Origin of the sequence: Pseudomonas sp. StFLB209 (assembly GCF_000829415.1) — a bacterium.
In the GTDB taxonomy this organism is placed as follows: Bacteria; Pseudomonadota; Gammaproteobacteria; order Pseudomonadales; family Pseudomonadaceae; genus Aquipseudomonas.
Window position 1 is genome coordinate 2,611,129 of record NZ_AP014637.1, and the last position, 18,823, is coordinate 2,629,951.

General features: G+C 61.9%; 16 protein-coding genes. 10 read left to right on the top strand and 6 right to left on the bottom strand.

The features are described 5' to 3' along the window. The first annotated feature begins 35 nt into the window (after nt 1-35). Entirely contained in the window at nt 36-1,250 is a 1,215-nt protein-coding gene (gene serB / locus PSCI_RS11845; protein WP_045486800.1) for a phosphoserine phosphatase SerB, read from the top strand. 67 nt (nt 1,251-1,317) lie between these two features. Here serB and PSCI_RS11850 read toward each other — a convergent pair whose 3' ends face one another. The 4 genes from PSCI_RS11850 to PSCI_RS11865 form a co-directional block, all read right to left on the bottom strand. Beyond that, nucleotides 1,318-3,096: a hypothetical protein gene (locus PSCI_RS11850; protein WP_045486802.1), complete on the bottom strand. Its 1,779-nt coding sequence runs from the start codon at nt 3,094-3,096 to the stop codon at nt 1,318-1,320. Nucleotides 3,097-3,356: 260 nt separating this feature from the next. Further along, nucleotides 3,357-4,226 (bottom strand): archaetidylserine decarboxylase, encoded by an 870-nt coding sequence (gene asd / locus PSCI_RS29770; protein ID WP_231906582.1) that lies wholly within the window; start codon nt 4,224-4,226, stop codon nt 3,357-3,359. A gap of 42 nt (nt 4,227-4,268) precedes the next feature. Next, nucleotides 4,269-5,084, bottom strand: a complete 816-nt coding sequence (locus PSCI_RS29775) for a rhodanese-like domain-containing protein (RefSeq protein ID WP_045486804.1) — start codon at nt 5,082-5,084, stop codon at nt 4,269-4,271. A 100-nt stretch (nt 5,085-5,184) separates the two neighbouring features. Continuing rightward, complete coding sequence (locus PSCI_RS11865) at nt 5,185-6,741, bottom strand: HDOD domain-containing protein (protein ID WP_045486805.1); 1,557 nt, start codon at nt 6,739-6,741, stop codon at nt 5,185-5,187. A 211-nt stretch (nt 6,742-6,952) separates the two neighbouring features. Here PSCI_RS11865 and motA point away from each other — a divergent pair, with 211 nt between their 5' ends. Then, nucleotides 6,953-7,804, top strand: a complete 852-nt coding sequence (motA, locus tag PSCI_RS11870; RefSeq protein ID WP_045486806.1) for a flagellar motor stator protein MotA — start codon at nt 6,953-6,955, stop codon at nt 7,802-7,804. Between the two features lie 3 nt (nt 7,805-7,807). Beyond that, nucleotides 7,808-8,830 (top strand): flagellar motor protein MotB, encoded by a 1,023-nt coding sequence (gene motB, locus PSCI_RS11875; protein ID WP_045486807.1) that lies wholly within the window; start codon nt 7,808-7,810, stop codon nt 8,828-8,830. A 68-nt stretch (nt 8,831-8,898) separates the two neighbouring features. Here motB and rsgA read toward each other — a convergent pair whose 3' ends face one another. Continuing rightward, nucleotides 8,899-9,930 carry a small ribosomal subunit biogenesis GTPase RsgA gene (gene rsgA / locus PSCI_RS11880; protein WP_045486808.1) on the bottom strand — a complete coding sequence of 344 codons (1,032 nt, stop codon included), beginning with the start codon at nt 9,928-9,930 and terminating at the stop codon, nt 8,899-8,901. An 86-nt stretch (nt 9,931-10,016) separates the two neighbouring features. Between rsgA and orn the strand changes: the two genes are divergently transcribed. Both orn and PSCI_RS11890 read left to right on the top strand, forming a co-directional pair. Beyond that, nucleotides 10,017-10,550, top strand: a complete 534-nt coding sequence (gene orn, locus PSCI_RS11885) for an oligoribonuclease (protein WP_045486810.1) — start codon at nt 10,017-10,019, stop codon at nt 10,548-10,550. A 100-nt stretch (nt 10,551-10,650) separates the two neighbouring features. Beyond that, entirely contained in the window at nt 10,651-11,262 is a 612-nt protein-coding gene (locus tag PSCI_RS11890) for a trimeric intracellular cation channel family protein (RefSeq protein ID WP_045486812.1), read from the top strand. Here PSCI_RS11890 and queG read toward each other — a convergent pair. Next, nucleotides 11,244-12,353, bottom strand: coding sequence for a tRNA epoxyqueuosine(34) reductase QueG (gene queG / locus PSCI_RS11895; RefSeq protein WP_045494164.1), 1,110 nt, complete (start codon nt 12,351-12,353; stop codon nt 11,244-11,246). The two genes, PSCI_RS11890 and queG, sit on opposite strands and share 19 nt — an antisense overlap. A gap of 63 nt (nt 12,354-12,416) precedes the next feature. Here queG and PSCI_RS11900 point away from each other — a divergent pair, with 63 nt between their 5' ends. The 5 genes from PSCI_RS11900 to miaA are packed head-to-tail and all read left to right on the top strand — an operon-like array spanning nt 12,417 to nt 18,768. Then, nucleotides 12,417-13,913: an NAD(P)H-hydrate dehydratase gene (locus tag PSCI_RS11900; protein WP_045486815.1), complete on the top strand. Its 1,497-nt coding sequence runs from the start codon at nt 12,417-12,419 to the stop codon at nt 13,911-13,913. Then, nucleotides 13,901-14,359 carry a tRNA (adenosine(37)-N6)-threonylcarbamoyltransferase complex ATPase subunit type 1 TsaE gene (tsaE, locus tag PSCI_RS11905; RefSeq protein ID WP_045486817.1) on the top strand — a complete coding sequence of 153 codons (459 nt, stop codon included), beginning with the start codon at nt 13,901-13,903 and terminating at the stop codon, nt 14,357-14,359. Before PSCI_RS11900 ends, tsaE begins: the two co-directional genes overlap by 13 nt. 48 nt (nt 14,360-14,407) lie before the next feature. Further along, nucleotides 14,408-15,829, top strand: a complete 1,422-nt coding sequence (locus PSCI_RS11910; RefSeq protein ID WP_045494167.1) for an N-acetylmuramoyl-L-alanine amidase — start codon at nt 14,408-14,410, stop codon at nt 15,827-15,829. After that, nucleotides 15,826-17,796, top strand: coding sequence for a DNA mismatch repair endonuclease MutL (mutL, locus tag PSCI_RS11915; protein WP_045486819.1), 1,971 nt, complete (start codon nt 15,826-15,828; stop codon nt 17,794-17,796). Before PSCI_RS11910 ends, mutL begins: the two co-directional genes overlap by 4 nt. Then, entirely contained in the window at nt 17,797-18,768 is a 972-nt protein-coding gene (miaA, locus tag PSCI_RS11920) for a tRNA (adenosine(37)-N6)-dimethylallyltransferase MiaA (protein WP_045486821.1), read from the top strand. It abuts the gene before it with no gap. Nucleotides 18,769-18,823 lie beyond the last annotated feature (55 nt).

The window sequence follows — 18,823 nt, forward strand, 5'->3', positions numbered from 1 at the left end:
AGAATGCGGTTTTTTTCCACCTGCGGGGGTGCGCCTTGCGCGAAATCGTCCTGATCAACATTACTGGTGAAGACCGTCCCGGTCTCACTGCGGCCATTACCGGCGTCCTCGCCCAGGGTGGCGTGAACATTCTCGATATTGGTCAGGCTGTGATCCATGACACCCTGTCGTTTGGCATTCTGGTCGAAATCCCGGGCACCGACGAAGGCTCATCGGTCCTCAAAGACGTGTTGTTCACCGCCTACAAGCTCGACCAGCAGGTGCGCTTCACTGCCGTGTCGGAACAGGACTACCAGCGTTGGGTTGAAGGCCAGGGCAAGGCGCGGCACATCGTGACCCTGCTGACCCGCAAGGTCACGGCCGAGCAGTTACAGTGTGTCAGCTCGATTACCGCCCGTTACGGGCTCAATATTGACCATATCGACCGTTTGTCCGGGCGTATGCCGCTCGACACCCCGGCGGATCAGGGCAAGGGTTGCATCGAGTTTTCGGTGCGCGGCGAACCGGCGGACCTCAAGGCCATGCAGGCCGAGTTTCTCAGTGTTGCTCAGGCGCTGAATGTCGACATCGCGTTCCAGCAAGACTCGCTGTTCCGGCGTAATCGGCGCCTGGCCGTGTTCGACATGGACTCGACCCTGATCGAAGCCGAAGTCATCGACGAACTGGCCAAAGCCGCCGGCGTGGGTGAGCAGGTTTCGGAAATCACCGAGCGGGCCATGCGCGGCGAACTGGATTTTCGCGCCAGTTTCAAAGAGCGTCTGGCGCTGCTCAAAGGCCTGGATGTCAGCGTGCTCGACGAAATCGGCGCTTCGCTGCGTCTGACCGAGGGTGCCGAAACGCTGTTCGCGGAACTCAAACGGCTGGGCTACAAAACCGCGATTCTGTCGGGCGGCTTTACCTACTTTGCCCGTCAATTGCAGGAAAAGCTTGGCATCGACTATGTATTTGCCAACGAACTGCAAGTTGAGGATGGCCGGGTCACCGGTGTGGCCGTCGAGCCTGTCGTCGATGCGCAGCGCAAGGCTGACCTGCTGCGCGAGCTGGCGCACAAGGAAGGCTTGAGCCTGGAGCAGACCATCGCCGTGGGCGACGGTGCCAATGACCTGCCGATGTTGGCCATTGCCGGTCTGGGCGTGGCATTTCGTGCCAAACCGTTGGTCAAACAATCGGCCAAACAGGCCATCTCGACCCTGGGGCTGGATGGGGTTCTCTACCTGCTGGGCTTGCGCGACCGCGAAGGGCGTAACTGAGGCGGGCTTGAGGTCAAGGGCTTTGGCGGCGAAGGTGGCTGAGCGATCTTCGCTGCTGAAGCAGCGCCTACAGGCTGCCCCACAACGATTCGAACTCTTCCCCGATCTTTTTCTCGGGCGCCGCTGATTTCGGCGCCTCGAAGACCTGATATTCAAACTGGTTGTAGCTGGCGCTAGCAATATGCCGGGTTTTAAGCGCTGCGCGCTTTTCTTCGCCATTGATGTTGATCAGTACTTTGCTGTCTTCCTTGAACGGCAGACGTGGCGCCAGCATCAAGGGCGGTTTGCTCATGGCGCGCACCTCCGGCAGCATCAGGCTGCGCAGGTACTGGCTGTTCTGCTCTTCACGGATCAATTGCATGCCGCATGGCTGGGCAAATGGAGCGATCAGTTCAATCCCCATCTGGGTACCGCCGCTGCGTACCTGGCGTACCCAGCGCACGATGGCGATACTCCAGTTTTGCGCGCTTTCGTCCTGAATGCCGACCAGCTCACCGGCTTGCAGTTGAGTTGGCACTTCTTTGTGCCAGGCCAGGCAATAACCCCCCGGGCTGTGATTGACGATGCTTAGCTCGAACATCGGAAAGTCGTGTTGCGCGTTGCCGGGGTCATGGTCGGCGTCGACCTGCGGGTATTCGATTTCCTCGAACGGCAGCAAAGTCGACGAGGTGCCGCCACGGTGGGCATCAAACGCCTGCGACCATGGGTCGTCACTGTTCTCATTGGCGACCTTGAGGGTGAAGTCGGCGGCCTGGATCACGGCGGGCAACTGCAGCAGTTCGCTGAACGACTTCTTGCCGGCCAGGTAGTAATGCAGGGCGCTCATGCCGATGCAGATCTTCAGCGTGCCGTGCCCGGCCATGCGCTGGAAGGTGCGCTCGGCGACATCACCCCAGGCGGCTGCCAGATGCTGGATCAGGTCTGTGCTGACGCCCGGCGGTACGCTCAGGCCGGATTGCGAGCGTTGTTCGGCGGGCAGCTCCAAATACTGCTCCAGGGCCACGGCCAGGGCCAGCGGGTTGATACCCAGCAGGCGCGGCAGCAGCTGCTCATCGAACAGGGTGCGATACAGCGGCGGCTTGTCGGCGGCTGGATCCAGGGCGAACAACGTGCCTGGTTCGTTGGCTGCCTGCAGTTTGACCATGCTGCTCCAGGCCTCAAGCACTTCGCCCAGCTTGCCAATATTGAGCTGGCGCATCTGGTTGCAGCGTGAGCTGCCCATCATCAGCGAGATGATGTAGGTCTGCTCAATGCTCAACTTGCGAACATGGACGGCCTGTGGCTCGTTGACCGGCACCTGGTGCAACTGATACTGGCGGGCGATCTGATAGATCTGGTGCAGCTCAAGCCACAGCCCGTCCTGCACCGGGCAATACAGCTGGCTGGCGCGAATCAGCGGGCCGTTCAGGCAATGCGCAGCACGTTGCAGCGCAGTGGTCAGCAACGTGCTGTTTTCGCGCGTGTAGCGCGGCGCGATGCTGTTGATAATCAGCTTATAGCCGGTGGCCAGGTGGTTCTGCAGCGCCTGGCACAGGTTGGCGACCTTGCGCGGGCGCTCGTCCAGAACGATGGCTTGGTTGAGGAAGTGGCGCTCCAGGTGCTTGCAGACGAAATAGACCTCCGGACGCAGCTCTTCGAGCAGCAGCAGGCGGTTATCGCTGGAGGTCAGCAACTGGTTGAGTTCGCTCAAGCCCTGATACAGCTGGCGGGCCATTTCGCCCAGGTTTGCCTTGGGCAGGGTCGAGATCCAGCGTTTCAGGTCGCGGGGGTTGGCTTCACAGAATGTCAGGCTCGACTGAGTCGGCGTAGAAACGCGCAACAGCAGCGGAAAGCTCATATTACTCATGTGACAGGCAACTCCCTCGTGTTGATGGCCTGAACGGTGGCGTCAGATTGATAAGGTGCCAATGCGTCGAGGGGGGAGAGCGCTGGGCAATATCAATAGACTGCGAAGTGTCCTACAACACCGATGGGTCGACTTTAACAGCATCGGCCTGCGCCCGCAGCTTAATCTGGCACAGGGCCATGACCTTATGATTAATCCCGCCGCAATAGGTTGCATGGACACCGCTGCCGGCCAGGCACGATCCTGGCCGGCAGCCACGATCACGCCTGGTCGGCGCGACCCAGAGCCTGGCCCATGCGTACCGCTGAGCCGGCCGTCAGGGTTTCGGCCCATTTCACCTGCTCAGGGCCGAACAGTACGATGGCTGTGGAGCCCAGCTTGAAACGGCCCATTTCGGCGCCTTTTTCCAGCTGGATTGGCGCCCGTGCCGCTTCGTCGTAGCGCACGCTCTTGAGCTGGCGCTTGGGTGGCGTGACCAGGCCTGCCCAGACAGTTTCTACCGACGCTACGATCATCGCGCCGACCAGCACTACTGCCATCGGGCCGCGTTCGGTGTCGAATACGCAGACTACCCGCTCGTTACGGGCGAACAGCTCAGGTACGTTTTCGGCGGTGGTCTGGTTGACCGAGAAAATGCGCCCTGGCACATAGACCATCTCGCGCAGGGTGCCGGCCAGTGGCATATGAACGCGATGGTAATCCTTGGGCGACAGATAGACGGTGGCGAACTGACCGCCCATGAACGGCGCAGACAGCAGCGGATCGCCGCCAAGCAGCTCCAGCACGCTGAAACTGTGGCCCTTGGCCTGGAAAATCCGGCCTTGTTCGATCGGACCCAACTGGCTGATGGCGCCGTCGGCCGGGCACAGGATTGCCCCGGGGGTGTCGTCCAGAGGGCGAGCATCGGGTTTCAGTGCGCGTGTGAAAAACGCGTTGAAGTTTTCATAGGCCGTCAGGTCTTCGACTTGGGCCTGAGACATGTCTACCTGATAGCGGCGGGCGAACCAGGCGGTGAATGCGTTCTTGAACCAGCTCACCTTGCATTCGGCCACACAGCCAGCCAGGCGTGACAGCAGGTGGTGGGGCAGCAGGTACTGGCTCAGGATAAACAGACGCTCTTTCATTGATATTCCTAACAGCTTGATGGGGCCTGCGCGGGGCAGGCCGTAGGTTCATTGCTCCACAGGCGTGTCGGGGTGGTTGCCCCATTCGCTCCAGGAGCCGGCATAGGCCTTGACTCGCGGGTAGCCCAGTGCTTTGGCGGCCAGATAGGTAAAGCCTGAGCGGCGATGGCTCTGGCAGTGGGTGATGATTTCCTTGTCCGGGGTGATACCCAGTGCTTCCAGGGTCTGGCGCAGATCGGTACGAATGCGCAGCTGACGCTCTTTGTCCATGCCAGCGGTCCACTCGAAGTTGATCGCGCCGGGAATGTGTCCGCCTTTGGCCGCCAGCACTTTGCTGCCGGTAAATTCCTCGGGCCCGCGGGCATCCCAGATCGCAAGATCGGCAGCACCCAGGCGGCTCTGCAGGTATTCGCGGGTGGCGGTGGGCGCGCTTTGCAGGCTCAGGCTCACTGCGCTGTGGCGGGTGGGCGATGCTTCACTGGACAGCGGCAGCCCGGCGGCCTCCCAGGCCAGCAGTCCGCCATTGAGGTAGTGGTAGCGGGAGTGGCCGATGACGTCCAGCAGCCAGATAAACCGCCCGGCCCAGCCACCGCCTTCATCGTCGTAGACCACGTATACCGCATCGCTGCGGTGCCCCAGTTCGCCGAACAGGCGCTCCAGATCGCTCAGCGCGGGCGCAAGGCCCGGAGCGGGAGGCTGGCCCAGCTGGGTGCGCTTGGGCTCTATGAAACAGGCGCCGGGAATGTGTCCTGCGTCATAGCGGGCCTGATTGGTCAGATCGACAAGGATCAGCTCCGGCGCCTCCAGGCGAGGCTGCAGGTCACTGGCTTCAATAACCAGTGGCAAGTCGTTAAACACGGACATTTCCAGCCTCCCTTCATGAGCAAAGGCGTGGATTGTAGCCCAGAGCCGGAAAGGCCTGCACGCCGATAAGACAGTCTGAACCTGTCAGCCCCGCCAGCGATCACACAGGTTTCGCCCGGCCGGTGCTTTTGAGCTGGGTAAAGTTGACCAGGGCACGTTCCACACACTGCGACGTCTTGGCGAATGCCTGTACGGTGATCTCCGACATCGGGCTGCCACCTTGGTCGGCAATCGCCAGGATCAGCACTTTGCCGTTGCAGCTCAGCGAGCGGATCAGTAAGTGCTGGCCCTTGAACAGGGTCTTGAAGGCCGGCGGCAGCAAGGCTGCGAACTGTGCGTGGTTGGCCGGTGTAAGACGCAGTTGGGTCGGCTGGGCCAGCAGTCGTTCCAGTACCTTGCTGTCTTTGATCTGAAACTGTAATGCGGCATTTTCCGCACCCAGGCCGGCCAGTTGATGCACGCGCAGCAGGCCAGTGTTCTTGTCCGGCATCAGCAGCATGACCCGCTGCATGCCGCTCGCCACCAGCGCATCGCGGGCGGTGCTGATCAGGTGCATGGCGTTGTTGAACGGGGAGGGCTCGACCAGCATGTCGGCGCACAGTTTGCGCCAGCGTTGCAGGTCATCGGCAGAAGGTGCGGCAGCGGGTTCATGGCCATTGCTGATGCGCCGAAAATCCCACGGCCAGAGCAGCGCCTGGGCGGGATGCCAAAGATCGTCCGCCGCATGCTGGCGAGCGCTGCTGGCAGCGTTCTGGTGTACCTGTTGCTGGGTCTGGTCCATTGACTGTTGCAGGTACAGACTGCTCAGCAGTTCCCAGCGCAGGCAGTGCGGGCTGTTCCAGGCCTGCTGTGCGGCCAGCGCCAGGCCATTACCCATCAATACCGTATTGGCTGGCTGGTTGAACCAGCGTTGCAGATCGGCGTTGGCATCCATGTCGCGCTGCTGTTGCAGCGGGTCGTGATTTTCCCTGGCGATACGCAGCGCCTTGACCCATTCGCGGCGCTCTTTGATCAGTACGGTATAGCCACGCGTGACCCAGACCGGCAGGCGCCAGACCGTGGCCAGTGCCTGGCACAAGTCCAGCAGCTTGACGCCGAACAATTCAAGCTCGACCGTGCGGCTTGATTCGCCTTTATGAATGACCCGCAGTTCCCATTCTTCCAGCAGCTTGGGGTGGGCCAGCGCCAGTGGCCAGAGCGGTGCGAGGAACAGCAGGCTGCCCAGATGAATATCCTGCCAGAGCCGCGCCAGACGGCTGGCGAACAGGCCATTGGCCTGTTGGGTGGCATGCTGGCTGATCAGAATCAGTTGACGGTAAGCCTGGGGGACTTCCTGCGCCTGTTTGGCCGGCAGGCGATTAAGCAGCACTTCGGTGCGGGCCAGGCCCAGGCGATTGAGCGCCACTTCAAGACTTTCGGCCGGCTCTGTGATGCCATGGCTGTGCTGGTTGGCCTCGCGCAGCACGCTCAGCACCAGCGCCGGGCTGTCTTGCATCATGTCGGCAATATCACGCAACGAACGACGGCTGTCGTTCAGTGCGGCGCGCACACGGGCGTGATTGGCCTGTGCAACGGGCAGGGCAAGATCATCCAGTTGTTTGACCCAGGCTTCAAGTGTCTTGGGGCGTGGGAGGTGCGATGTGCTGGCTATCGGCATACGGAAGGCCTGTGCGGCTGAGATCGTTCAGCAGTGGATACGCTTTTTCATATATGGATGCGTCATGTATTGTTACACCCTGTTTCGATAGCAAAACAGGTTTTTCACGGCAACAGCCTATAGTCTGGCTCAGGCGGGCCGATAAGCAGAACAACAGTTTCATGAATCACCGCACATCTCCCTGAACCCGACTCAACAAGTATTTGTACCTATGGCCAAAATCATCGGCATCATTGTCGTTTTCGCGAGCGTTCTCGGCGGATACATGCTATCCCACGGTCAATTGGCAGCGCTGTTCCAGCCATTTGAAATCGTCATCATTGGTGGTGCAGCGCTGGGCGCCTTTCTGCAGGCCAACCCTGGCCATATGACCATGCATGTGTTCAAAAAGTCGCTGAAGATGTTCAGCACTCGCTTCACGCATGCCTATTACCTCGAAGTGCTGGGTCTGGTGTACGAGATTCTCAACAAGAGCCGCCGCGAAGGCATGATGGCCATCGAAGGGGACATCGAAGAGCCGGCTTCAAGTCCGATCTTCGCCAAGTACCCTGGCGTACTCAAGGATGAGCGCATGACCGCCTACATCTGCGATTACCTGCGCATCATGTCGTCCGGCAACATGGCTCCTCACGAGCTTGAAGGCCTGTTCGACATGGAACTGTTGAGCATGAAGGAAGAGCTTGAGCATCCTTCCCACGCCGTGACCGGCATTGCCGACGGTATGCCCGGTTTTGGTATCGTGGCTGCGGTACTGGGTATTGTGATCACCATGGCCATGCTGGGAACCGGTGACAAGGCCGCCATCGGCCAGCACGTGGCGGCGGCACTGGTCGGTACCTTCTTCGGTATCATCGCGGCGTACGGCTTCTTTGGTCCGCTGGCTTCTTGCCTGGCGCACGATGCCAAGGAAGAAATGAACGTCTACGAGTCGATCAAGGCGGCTCTTGTGGCCTCGGCTTCCGGCATGCCGCCATCACTGGCCGTCGAGTTCGGTCGCAAGGTGCTTTACCCCGCCCACCGCCCCAGCTTCAGCGAGCTGGAACAAGCCGTACGTGGTCGCTAAACCATGGAAAATAATCAGCCAATAATCGTCAAGCGCGTCAAGCGCTTTGGCGGGGGGCACCACGGCGGTGCCTGGAAGATCGCCTTTGCTGACTTTGCGACAGCAATGATGGCGTTCTTTCTGGTGCTCTGGCTGTTGTCGGCTGCGACTCCGGAACAACTGGTGGCCGTGGCCGGTTATTTCAAGGACCCGGTCGGCTTCAGCGACAGTGGCTCGCCCTATGTCATCGACCTGGGCGGCTCGCCGGAAATGTCTCCTAACCAGACCCTCAACCCCGAGGTCAAGAGTACGCCGAGCCCGGACACCGTGCCGATCGAGGCCGAGTCTGCCGAAGCCAAGGCCGAGCAGGTCGAGCAGGAACGCATGGAAATGCTCCTGCTGGAGTTGCAGAACAAGATTGAAGAGAGTCCGGAGCTGCAAAAGTTCAAGGACCAGATCCTGCTGGAGATCACTCAGGACGGTTTGCGTATCCAGATTGTCGATGCCGATAACCGGCCAATGTTCGACTCCGGCAGTGCGCGGCTCAAACCTTACTTCGAAGACATCCTGCTGGCGATGTCTGACACCATCAAGGCTGTGCCGAACAAGATCAGCGTCAGTGGTCATACCGATGCCAAGCCGTTTGCCGGTACCGGTGAGTTCGGCAACTGGGAGCTGTCGGCCAACCGCGCCAACGCTGCCCGTCGTGCGCTGATCGCCGGTGGCTACCCTGAGCAGCAGGTGGCACGAGTGGTGGGGTACGCGTCCTCGGCGCTGTTCGATCGCCAGCATCCGCTGAACCCGGTCAACCGGCGTATCGATATCATCGTGCTGACCCGCAAGGCCCAGCAGCGTATGGATGGTGACCAAGGCAGTGCGCCGCCGGTCAATCCAGCCCCGGCGGCACCGGGTGCTGCGGCGCCTGGAGCCGCTGCGCCTGGCGCGGCGAACGGCAGCCAGGCGCCGGCCGTGCTGCCGCATGAGGTTCGTGAACGGGTCAATATCTTCGATCAGGGGCCACTCAGGGCGCCGGGTAGCAACCCGTAATCTGCCTGGCTGTCAGGCCGCCCCTGTAGCGTGCAGCAGGGGCGGCTGGCAGCTTTGCTGCGCCAGTCTCAGTATTCGTCTTGCGGCAGACTGGCCAGGATCGAGCGGTAGCTGTGCATCCGTTGCGGATGGATGCGGCCTTGTTCCAGCGCATTGAGCAGCGCACAACCCGGCTCGCGGTCATGCTTGCAGTCGCGAAAGCGGCATTTGCCCAGCAGATCATTGAACTCGATAAAGCCGGCCTCGACGTCGTCCCGGCTCACATGCACCAGGCCAAATTCGCGGATACCCGGCGAGTCGATCAGATCACCGCCGCCCGGGAAGTGGAACAGGCGTGCGGTGGTGGTGGTGTGGGTGCCTTGTCCGGAAAACTCCGATAGCGGCCCGACCCGGGTGCCGACTTCCGGCAACAGGCTGTTGACCAGCGATGATTTGCCGACCCCGGACTGGCCGACAAATACACTCACTTTGCCATCCAGTTGCTGTTGCAACTGCTGCATGCCATCGCCCTGATGGGCAGATACTTCGAGCACCGGATAACCCAGGCCGCGATACACCGACAGCAGGTCGTTGAGTACCACGCTGTTGTGTTCGTCGATCAGATCAGCCTTGTTGAGCAGCAGCAACGGGTGGATGCCGGCATGTTCGGCGGCGACCAGGTAGCGATCGATCAGGTTGGCATGCGGCTCAGGCATCGGCGCGAAGACGATGACGATCAGGTCGACGTTGGCCGCGACCGGCTTGAGCAGCCCGCGGCTGTCAGGGCGGCACAGTTCGGTGCTGCGCGGCAGTTGCGCGACAATCACGCCAACGCCCTGATTGCCGGCCCGCCACACCACTTTGTCGCCAGTGACCAGTGCCGGCAGGTTGGCGCGCAGGTAGCAGCGGTAGGTCTGGCCGCGATGCTCGCCGTCCTGGGCCTCGACTTCGACCTGCACACCGAAATGAGCAATCACCTGGCCGAACTCTTCCGGGCCCAGGTCGCCGCCTTCCAGAATCTCCAGCGCCTGGGTCTCACGTTTGGCGGCGCGAGCGGCGCGTTCGCCCTGGATCTTTTCGATGCGCCAGTTCTGGCGGCGGTTGAGTTGGCGTTTGGCCATGGGATTCCCGGTCAATGAGCTCGAACGCGCGATACTAGCATGCCGACGCTGAGCTAAACTGCGCGCCTATGCTGAGGAGCCAATATATGCAAAGCAAGAGCAACCTGATCTGGATCGATCTGGAAATGACCGGCCTGGACCCTGACAACGATGTAATCATCGAAATGGCCACCATCATCACTGACAGCGAGCTCAATACCCTGGCCGAAGGCCCGGTGATTGCGGTGCACCAGAGTGACGAGATTCTGGCCGGCATGGATGAGTGGAACACCCGTCAGCATGGCGGCTCGGGGCTGACTCAGCGGGTCCGTGAGAGCACCATCGACAGCGCCCAGGCCGAGGCCCTGACGCTGGCGTTCATCAAGCAATGGGTGCCGGAGCGCAGCTCGCCGATCTGCGGTAACAGCATCTGCCAGGACCGGCGCTTCCTGTACCGGCACATGCCAACGCTGGAAAACTACTTTCACTACCGCAACCTTGACGTTTCGACCCTCAAGGAGCTGGCGGCCCGCTGGTCGCCAGAGCTGAAGTTCAAGAAGGGCAGCACTCACCTGGCACTGGACGATATCCGCGAATCCATTGCTGAGCTGCGTTTTTACCGCGAAAACTTCATCAAGTAAGCACGCTGCTTCAAGCGCGCAGTCAACAAAGCCCTTTGCACCCTTTCAGTGCGTCGGGCCGCCGGGTAGACTGCGCGGCTTTGTCGCAGGGGGTAACGCCATGTTGTTGATGCTGTATCTGATGGCGATTACCGCCGAGGCCATGACCGGCGCGTTGTCCGCAGGACGGCGGGGCATGGACTGGTTTGGCGTGGTGCTGATTGCCTGTGTCACTGCGTTGGGTGGTGGCTCTGTGCGCGATGTGCTGCTTGGTCATTACCCTCTGACCTGGGTGAAACACCCCGAATATCTGGTACTGACCAGCGTCGCGGCGCTGGTGACGATCTTCATCGCGCCGCTGATGCGGCATCTGCGCTCGCTGTTTCTGGTGCTCGATGCCGTGGGCCTGGTGGCTTTCACCCTGATTGGCTGCCTGACCGCCCTGGAAACAGGGCACGGCATGCTGGTCGCTTCGGTCTGTGGCGTGATCACCGGAGTGTTCGGCGGCATTCTGCGCGACATCTTCTGCAACGATATTCCGCTGATCTTCCGCCGCGAGCTCTATGCCAGCGTGTCCTTTCTTGCTGCCTGGTGCTTCCTGGCTTGTCGCTACCTTGGCGTGTCAGATGAGCAGGCGATCCTGATTACCCTGTTCGGCGGCCTGTTGATGCGCCTGTTGGCGATCCGCTTCAAATGGGAAATGCCGAAGTTCGTTTACAAGGATGACCACTGAACGCAGCTCCTACCCCGCAGGGCGTGCTGCTCTATGGCCCATTCGACATGCTCACGGACCAGTTCTGACGGGTGCTCACGTCGTGCCTCCAGGGCCTGCAGCACGCTGATGGTCGAGGGCGCGTTACCCAGCCCGACGGCCAGGTTGCGCAGCCAGCGCTCATAGCCGGTGCGGCGCAGGGGCGAGCCTTCGGTGCTGCTGAGAAAGCGCTCTTCGTCCCACATGAACAGCTCGGCCAGCCCGGCATTGTCGAGGTTATGGCGCGGCTGGAAATCGCTTTGCTCGGTGGGTTTGGCGAAGCGGTTCCATGGGCAGACGATCTGGCAGTCATCACAGCCGAATACCCGGTTACCGATCAGTGCTCGCAACTCGACAGGAATGGCGGTTTTCAGCTCGATGGTCAGGTAGGAAATGCAACGCCGGGCATCGAGCACATACGGGCCGACAAACGCTGCCGTCGGGCAGATGTCCAGGCAGGCGCTGCACCGGCCGCAATGCTCGGTGGCGTGGGGCGGGTCCACCGGCAGCGGCATGTCGACGAACAGCTCGCCAAGAAAGAAGAAACTGCCGGCCTTGCGGTTGAGTACCAAAGTGTTCTTGCCGATCCAGCCCAGCCCGGCCTGTTCGGCAATGGCTTTTTCCAGTACCGGGGCGCTATCGACGAAGGCCCGGTAACCGAACGGGCCGATCGCCTGCTGAATGCGCTCGGCCAGTTGCTGCAGACGTTTGCGCACCAACTTGTGGTAATCGCGGCCCAGCGCGTAGCGCGACACGTAGGCTTTTTCCGGTTCAGCCAGGCGTTGGGTCATCTCGCTGTCGCCTGGCAGGTAGTCCATGCGCAGCGACACCACGCGCAAGGTGCCAGGCACCAGTTGCTCGGGATGGGAACGTTTGCTGCCATGCGCGGCCATATAGTCCATCTCGCCGTGGTAGCCCGCGTCGAGCCAGCGCTCCAGATGCTGTTCATGTTCGTTGAGATCAAGGCCGCTGATGCCGACCTGCTGGAAGCCCAGTTCGCGGCCCCAGGTCTTGATCGACAGGGCAAGTTCGGCGAGTTCGTCGCCGGTCAGTTGTTCGGTAGTGGCGGGCATGCGAAAGGAGAAAATAAGACCAAGGTGCGTATAATTCTGCCAGATATCGGAGCCCACACACGCATGCCAGATACTCAAAGCCATTTACCCGACGCGCTGTACACCGCTGAACAGGTCCGTGACCTCGATGCGCGGCTGATTGCCGCCGGCACGCCAGGTCTGGAGCTGATGCAGCGTGCGGCCCGTGCGACCTGGCGTGCAGTGCGCCGACGCTGGCCCGAGGCGGGCGTGCTGACGGTGCTGGCCGGGCATGGCAACAACGCCGGCGACGGGTATCTGGTGGCACAGTTGGCGCATCAGGCTGGTTGGGTGGTGCGGGTTCTGGCGGTGGGTGATCCGGCTGCTCTGCATGGCGATGCCGCCACGGCTCATCAGCAGGCTCGCGCAGCGGCTGTCGAAATCCTCCAGTGGCTGGGCCAGCCGCTGGTCGGGGTGGTAGTCGATGCGCTGTTGGGCACCGGGCTGCGCGGCGAGGTGCGTGAGCCCTATAAAGCGGCCATCGAAGCAATCAATGCGGCGGACCTGCCGGTGGTTGCGGTGGATATCCCCTCCGGTCTGAGTGCTGACACGGGGCAGGCGCTGGGCTGCGCCGTACGCGCCGATCTGACCGTGACCTTTATCGCTCTGAAGCTGGGCCTGTTCACCGGCGCTGCGGCCGATCATGTCGGGCAACTGCTGTGTGAGGATTTGCAGGCTGACCCGCAGTCGCTCAGCCAGACGCCGGCCACCGCAACACGGCTTGACAGCGCCAACCTGGCGGCTCTGGCGCCGCGCCCGCGTACTGCGCACAAGGGGCAGTTCGGCCGGGTGCTGGTGGTGGGCGGTGATCACGGCTTTGGCGGCGCCGCGCTGTTGAGCGCCGAAAGTGCATTGCGCAGCGGCGCCGGGATGCTGACCCTGGCAACCCGCGCTGAACACGTCACGGCTGCGCTGGTGCGCATGCCGGAAATCATGAGCGCCGCAATTCATTCTGCCAATCAATTGACCGGGTTGGTCGCTGCCGCTGATGTGCTGGTGGCAGGTCCTGGTCTGGGGCAGGGCAGTTGGGCACGCAGCCTGCTGTCTGTCGTTGCCGGTGCCGACACGCCGCAGGTGTGGGATGCCGATGCACTCAACCTGTTGGCGGCCGGCCAGGTCAGGCTGCCGTCGGGCTGTGTCATCACCCCGCACCCTGGTGAGGCGGCGCGGCTGCTGGGTGTCACGACGGCCGAGGTGCAGGCCGACAGGCCCGCAGCGGTTCGCCGTCTTGCAGAACAGTTCAAGGCTGTTTGCGTGCTCAAGGGCAGTGGCAGCCTGATTGCCGATCCGCAGGGGCGCCTGGCGCTCTGTGATCGGGGGCATCCAGCCATGGCCAGTGCCGGGCTGGGCGATGTGCTGTCCGGTCTGATCGGTGCCCTGTTGGCGCAGCACATGCAACCATTCGAAGCGGCTTGCCTGGGCGTCTGGCTGCATGCCAGGGCCGGTGAGCTGGCAGGCCTGGAGGGGCGTGGGCTGCTCGCCAGTGACCTGATCGTGATCATTCGTCGCCTGTTGGAGGAGCTGCAACCGTGTCTGAAGTAACCCTGCAGGTAGATGGCGAAGACGCCATGGTGGCATTGGGCGCGCGGCTGGCGCAGCTCACTGCGGCAAAGGGTGTGATTTTTCTCGAAGGTGACCTGGGCGCGGGCAAGACCACCCTGTCACGCGGCCTGATCCGCGGCCTGGGCCATGAAGGGGCGGTCAAAAGCCCGACCTTTACCCTGGTCGAACCCTATGAAATCGGCGCGCTGCGGGCTTTTCATTTCGACCTGTATCGGCTGACCGACCCTGAAGAGCTGGAGTACATGGGCATCCGCGATTACTTCGCCGATGATGCACTGTGCCTGATCGAATGGCCGGCCCGTGGCAAGGGGTTTTTGCCAAAGCCCGACCTGACCATTACCATTACGCACCAGGGTGCCGGTCGTACGGTGACCCTCAACCCGCAAGGCCCGCGTGGCGAACGCTGGTGCGCGGCCCTGGCCTGATGAGCCAGGCAGAATTCACAGAGAACTTTTACTGATATGGGGATGAATATGCGCATGCGCGCGCCGCTGGCGGTGCTTGGTTTGCTGTTGATGGCCATGGCCGTCGATGTGTGGGCGGCCGCGACCCAGGTGCGCAGTGTCCGCCTGTGGCGCGCCCCGGACAACACCCGGCTGGTCTTTGACCTGTCGGGGCCGGTGCAGCACAGCGTATTCACGCTGACCGCTCCGGATCGGCTGGTGATCGACATCAATGGTGCGACCCTGAGCGGGCCATTGAACGTGGCGACCGCCAATACGCCGATTACCAGTGTGCGTTCGGCGCAGCGCACCCCTACGGATTTGCGCGTGGTCGTTGACCTGAACAAGGCTGTGACCCCCAAGAGTTTTACCCTGGCCCCTAACCAGCAGTACGGCAATCGTCTGGTGGTCGACCTGTTCGACAACGCCGCCGATGCCAACCCGCCGCCGAGCCTGCCGGAGACCACAGTGGCCACTGCGCCAGCGGTACCAATCAGCCCGGCCAAGCCCGATGTCAAACTCACTCCGGTCCCAAGCGGCAAGCGCGACATTGTGGTGGTGATCGATGCCGGTCACGGCGGCGAAGACCCGGGAGCCTCGGGCGGCAAAGGGCAGATCGAGAAGCATGTGGTGCTGTCGATCGCCAAAGAGCTGCAGCGCCAGATCAGCGCGGAGAAGGGCTACCGGGCCGAGTTGACCCGCACTGGCGACTACTTCATTCCGCTGCGCAAGCGTACCGAGATCGCCCGCGCCAAGGGGGCTGACCTGTTCGTGTCGATTCACGCTGACGCCGCGCCGTCCAAGGCGGCGTTCGGCGCCTCGGTGTTCGCTTTGTCCGATCGCGGCGCAACATCGGAAACCGCACGCTGGCTGGCCGACAGTGAAAACCGTTCCGACCTGATTGGCGGTGCCGGTGCCGTGAGCCTTGACGACAAGGACCGAATGCTTGCCGGTGTGCTGCTTGACCTGTCGATGACCGCCTCGCTGTCGTCGAGCCTGAACGTCGGGCAAAAGGTCTTGAGCAGCATCGGCCGGATTACGCCGCTGCACAAATCCCGTGTCGAGCAAGCCGGCTTCATGGTGCTCAAGTCACCGGATATCCCGTCGATCCTGGTCGAAACCGGCTTTATCTCGAATGCCAACGAGGCCAGCAAGCTGACCACCACTTCGCACCAGCAGGCGCTGGCCCGTTCGATCAACGCCGGGGTCAAGCAGTTCTTCCAGCAGAACCCGCCGCAGGGCACCTACATCGCCTGGCTGCGTGATAACGGTAAACTGGCTCAGGGGCCGCGCAACCACGTCGTACGCTCCGGTGAAACCCTGGCCATGCTTGCTGCGCGCTATGAGATGAGCATGGCGACCCTGCGCAGTGCCAACGGGCTCAAGACTGACGATCTGCGCATTGGTCAGGACCTGCGAATCCCCAGCGTCGAGGTTGCCACCCAGCCATGACGGATCTGCTTGTCGACGACCAACCCGCACAGGACGCTGCAAGCGTTTCTCCTGCGGCGCGTATCCAGTTGCTCAGCCCGCGCCTTGCCAACCAGATTGCTGCCGGTGAGGTGGTCGAACGCCCGGCCTCGGTGGTCAAGGAACTGCTGGAGAACAGCCTGGACTCCGGTGCCCGGCGCATTGATGTCGATGTCGAGCAGGCCGGCGTCAAGCTGCTCAAGGTGCGTGATGACGGCCGAGGCATTGCGGCGGATGATCTGCCGCTGGCGCTGGCCCGCCACGCGACCAGCAAGATTCGCGAGCTCGAAGACCTTGAGCGGGTGATGAGCCTGGGCTTTCGTGGTGAGGCGCTGGCGTCGATCAGTTCGGTGTCGCGTCTGACCTTGACTTCCCGAACCCGGGACGCCGATCAGGCCTGGCAGGTCGAAACCGAAGGTCGTGAGATGAACTCCAGGGTCCAGCCATCGGCGCACCCGGTGGGGACATCGGTCGAAGTGCGTGACCTGTTTTTCAACACCCCGGCACGGCGCAAGTTTCTCAAGGCCGAAAAAACCGAATTCGATCATTTGCAGGAAGTCATCCGGCGTATGGCGCTGGCGCGTTTCGACGTGGCCTTCCACCTGCGCCACAACGGCAAAAGCGTCCTGAGCCTGCATGAAGCCCATGACGACACGGCCAAGGCGCGGCGTGTCGGGGCCATCTGTGGTCCGGGTTTTCTGGAGCAGGCGCTGCCGATTGATATCGAGCGCAACGGCCTGCACCTGTGGGGCTGGGTCGGCTTGCCGACCTTTTCGCGCAGCCAGGCCGACCTGCAGTATTTTTTCGTCAATGGCCGTGCGGTGCGCGACAAGCTGGTTGCCCATGCGGTGCGGCAAGCCTATCGCGACGTGCTATTCAATGGTCGTCATCCGACCTTCGTGTTGTTTTTCGAGGTCGATCCGGCAGCAGTGGATGTCAACGTCCACCCGACCAAGCATGAAGTGCGTTTTCGTGACGGGCGCATGGTCCATGACTTCCTGTACGGCACCCTGCACCGGGCGCTGGGCGATGTAAGGCCGCAGGATCACCTGCCCGAGGCGCAACCCGAGGCACCGATCCAGCGGCCGAGCGGTCTGCAGGCTGGCGAGTTCGGGCCACAAGGCGAGATGAGCCTGGCTGCGCACGCGCTGGAGCGCCCGCAAGGCCAGGCTTATGGCGCGCCGGCAGGTGGCGCAGGGGCCGCTGGCGGCGGTTCTGGCGGTTACCAGTATCAGTACACGCCGCGGCCCACTTCCAGCCTGCCGACTGCTGAGACCCAGAACGTCTACCGCGAATTCTATGCGCCACTGGCCGGCGCCGCGCCGGCGTCTGAGGTGGCGTCGCTGCCGGAGTCAAGCGGCGACATCCCGCCGCTGGGCTATGCCCTGGCGCAGCTCAAGGGGATCTACATCCTGGCCGAAAATGCCCATGGTCTGGTGCTGGTGGATATGCATGCCGCGCATGAGCGGATCATGTATGAACGCTTGAAGGTGGCGATGGCCCATGAAGGTCTCAGTGGTCAGCCGCTGTTGGTGCCTGAGTCGATTGCGGTCAGTCAGCGCGAAGCCGATTGCGCCGAGGAACACCTGGATACCTTCCGGCAGCTGGGCTTCGAATTACAGCGGCTGGGGCCGGAAAGCCTGGCGATCCGGCAGATTCCGGCACTGCTCAAACAGGCCGAGGCCAATCGGCTGGTCAGCGACGTGCTGGCCGATCTGATGGAGTACGGCACCAGTGACAGGGTCCAGGCACACATGAACGAGTTGCTTGGCACCATGGCGTGCCACGGCGCGGTACGTGCCAACCGGCGGCTGGCGATCCCGGAAATGAACGGTTTGCTGCGTGACATGGAAAATACCGAGCGCAGTGGCCAATGCAACCACGGGCGGCCCACCTGGACCCAGATGGGCCTGGATGATCTGGACAAACTTTTCCTGCGCGGTCGTTGAATGAATGCTTTACCTGCGGCCATCTTTCTCATGGGGCCAACCGCTGCGGGCAAGACTGATCTTGCCATTGAACTCACCAGGGTCCTGCCTTGTGAACTGATCAGCGTCGACTCGGCACTGGTCTATCGCGGCATGGACATCGGCACGGCCAAGCCGTCGAAGGCGCAACTGGCCGAGTTTCCACACCGCTTGATTGACATTCTCGACCCCTCGCAAAGCTACTCGGCAGCCGATTTTCGCCGCGATGCTCTTGAGGCCATGGCTGAAATTACCGCGCGCGGCAATATTCCTTTGCTGGTCGGCGGCACTATGTTGTATTTCAAGGCTCTATTGGAGGGGCTGGCCGACATGCCGTCCGCCGATGCCGGGATACGCGCACAGCTTGAAGCCCAGGCGCAGGCTCACGGGTGGCAGGCGTTGCATGACCGGTTGGCCGAGGTGGATCCGGTGTCGGCGGCGCGTATTCATCCCAATGACCCGCAGCGGTTGATTCGCGCGCTGGAGGTTTATCTGGTCAGTGGAATGAGCATGACGGCGCACCGCGAGCAACAAATTGCGCAAAGTGCCGAAGGATCAGCATCGGGACAGGGACAATTGCCCTATACTGTCGCCAGTCTTGCGATAGCTCCGGCTGATCGCAAGGTATTGCATGACCGCATTGCCTTACGTTTTGTGCAAATGCTGGAACAGGGATTTCTGGACGAAGTACTGGCACTGCGCTCAAGAGGCGATCTGCACGCAGATCTGCCGTCCATCAGAGCCGTCGGTTATCGCCAGGTCTGGGATCATCTGGATGGCAAGCTTACACGTGAAGAGATGCAGGAACGCGGCATCATTGCCACGCGCCAGTTGGCCAAGAGGCAGTTCACCTGGCTACGCAGCTGGAAGAACCTGCACTGGCTTGACAGTCTGGATCGCGACAATCTGCCACGCACCTTGAAATACCTGGGATCGGTCTCCATATTGGACTGAGTCCCTGCAATGGCTGTCTATCCTTGGGGGGTGGCGGTCCAAGCCAATCGAATTC

Bases quoted from the DNA above. Each gene is read 5' to 3' on its own strand.
- PSCI_RS11850 (WP_045486802.1), bottom strand. From the start codon at position 3,096: ATGAGTAATATGAGCTTTCCGCTGCTGTTGCGCGTTTCTACGCCGACT.
- PSCI_RS29775 (WP_045486804.1), bottom strand. From the start codon at position 5,084: ATGTCCGTGTTTAACGACTTGCCACTGGTTATTGAAGCCAGTGACCTG.
- PSCI_RS11865 (WP_045486805.1), bottom strand. From the start codon at position 6,741: ATGCCGATAGCCAGCACATCGCACCTCCCACGCCCCAAGACACTTGAA.
- motA (WP_045486806.1), top strand. From the start codon at position 6,953: ATGGCCAAAATCATCGGCATCATTGTCGTTTTCGCGAGCGTTCTCGGC.
- motB (WP_045486807.1), top strand. From the start codon at position 7,808: ATGGAAAATAATCAGCCAATAATCGTCAAGCGCGTCAAGCGCTTTGGC.
- rsgA (WP_045486808.1), bottom strand. From the start codon at position 9,930: ATGGCCAAACGCCAACTCAACCGCCGCCAGAACTGGCGCATCGAAAAG.
- orn (WP_045486810.1), top strand. From the start codon at position 10,017: ATGCAAAGCAAGAGCAACCTGATCTGGATCGATCTGGAAATGACCGGC.
- PSCI_RS11890 (WP_045486812.1), top strand. From the start codon at position 10,651: ATGTTGTTGATGCTGTATCTGATGGCGATTACCGCCGAGGCCATGACC.
- queG (WP_045494164.1), bottom strand. From the start codon at position 12,353: ATGCCCGCCACTACCGAACAACTGACCGGCGACGAACTCGCCGAACTT.
- PSCI_RS11900 (WP_045486815.1), top strand. From the start codon at position 12,417: ATGCCAGATACTCAAAGCCATTTACCCGACGCGCTGTACACCGCTGAA.
- PSCI_RS11910 (WP_045494167.1), top strand. From the start codon at position 14,408: ATGCGCATGCGCGCGCCGCTGGCGGTGCTTGGTTTGCTGTTGATGGCC.
- mutL (WP_045486819.1), top strand. From the start codon at position 15,826: ATGACGGATCTGCTTGTCGACGACCAACCCGCACAGGACGCTGCAAGC.
- miaA (WP_045486821.1), top strand. From the start codon at position 17,797: ATGAATGCTTTACCTGCGGCCATCTTTCTCATGGGGCCAACCGCTGCG.